This window comes from Caulobacter sp. 17J65-9, assembly GCF_010975005.1.
Lineage (GTDB): Bacteria > Pseudomonadota > Alphaproteobacteria > Caulobacterales > Caulobacteraceae > 17J80-11.
Genome location: NZ_JAAIVC010000303.1, coordinates 1 through 1,222, shown reverse-complemented (window position 1 = coordinate 1,222; position 1,222 = coordinate 1). Strand labels below are relative to the sequence as shown.

Here is a 1,222-nt window from a genome sequence, read left to right as displayed (position 1 = left end):
GCCTTCAGCCCGGCCGGCGCCATGGGCGCCGACGCCCTGTCCGGCGGCGCGCACCACGGCCGCACCATCGGCGCGGGCGCGCCCGACACCGCCTTCGCGGCCGGCGCGGCCGCCAGCAGCGACAAGACCATGGCGGTGGTGATCTACGTCCTCTACCTGGCGGGCCTGATCACCGGCGGCCTGACCTCCATCGCCGGCGTGATCCTGGCCTATATGAGCAAGGCCGAGGCGCCCGACTGGCTGCGCACCCACTACCTGTTCCAGATCCGCACCTTCTGGATCGCCACCGCGGCCTTCGTGGTCGGCGTGGCGACGTCGGTGATCGGCGTCGGCGTGCTGCTGATCCTGGCCACCGTCGTCTGGTTCGTGGTGCGCTGCGCCATGGGCCTGAACTGGCTGTTCAAGGGCCAGCCCTATCCGAACTACCAGACCTGGATGGTCTGACGGATGAGCGACCAGGTTCCCGCGGCGACTTCGGACGCCGGCAAGTCTTCGGCCATCGCGGTCTATGTCCTTTACCTGCTGTCGATTCCCAGCGTCGGCGTCCTGGTGCTGGTGGGGCTGGTCTGGGCCTATGTCGCCCGGGCCGAGGCGGCCGGCTGGGTGCGCACCCACTTCGACCAGCAGATCCGCGTCTTCTGGGTGGCGTTCTGGTGGGCGGTCGGGCTGGGCGTGCTCGGCGTCATCGGCGTGCTGCTGCTGGCCGTGCTGATCGGCTTGCCGATCCTGGCGATCGCGGGCCTGCTGGGCCTGGTGGTGACGGTCTGGTTCTGCCTGAAGAGCGCGCTGGGCCTGGTCGCCCTGCTGCAGGACAGGCCGGCCTGAAGCTGCGTCAGCTTCAGGCCGCTGCGGCTCAGCAGTCCCCGATGCGGCGGGCGTCGACGTTCAGGGTGGTGGTGCGGTTCATCTGCGGCACCGCCGCCCCGGTGACCTTCATCTCCGACCGCACCTGGTAGCGCTTGTCGAAGTCGCCCGAGGCGACGCCGGTCAGGGCGACCTTGCCGCCCGAGCCCATGTCGCACTGGGCCTCGAACTTCCACGAACCGTCGGCCTGGCGGCTGGCCGTGTGCTTGCGGCAGGCGTCGGTCTGGGCCTGCGGGTTGAAGGCGGTGGCGTCGTCCTCGCCCGCCTTCACGCAGGTCTGGGCGGTCTGGACGAAGTCGATGCCGCCCATCGACATCTGCATCTCCCAGAGGCCGGGCTTGCGCTTGAAGCCCGGCGC

The 1,222-nt window shown here is 70.2% G+C and carries 3 protein-coding genes; 2 read left to right on the top strand and 1 reads right to left on the bottom strand.

From position 1 onward, the window contains the following. Positions 1-444, top strand: a 444-nt coding sequence (locus G3573_RS21530) for a hypothetical protein (protein ID WP_240454838.1), incomplete at its 5' end; no start/stop codon positions are given. A gap of 3 nt (positions 445-447) precedes the next feature. Continuing rightward, a complete protein-coding gene (locus G3573_RS21525; RefSeq protein ID WP_163263668.1) occupies positions 448-825 on the top strand; it encodes a hypothetical protein in 378 nt (125 codons plus the stop codon). A gap of 28 nt (positions 826-853) precedes the next feature. Here the strand turns inward: G3573_RS21525 and G3573_RS21520 are convergent. Next, on the bottom strand, positions 854-1,222 hold a 369-nt coding region (locus G3573_RS21520; RefSeq protein WP_163263667.1), incomplete at its 5' end, for a DUF3617 family protein.

Excerpts from the sequence above, each read along its gene's own strand:
- G3573_RS21525 (WP_163263668.1), top strand. The coding sequence starts at position 448 with ATGAGCGACCAGGTTCCCGCGGCGACTTCGGACGCCGGCAAGTCTTCG.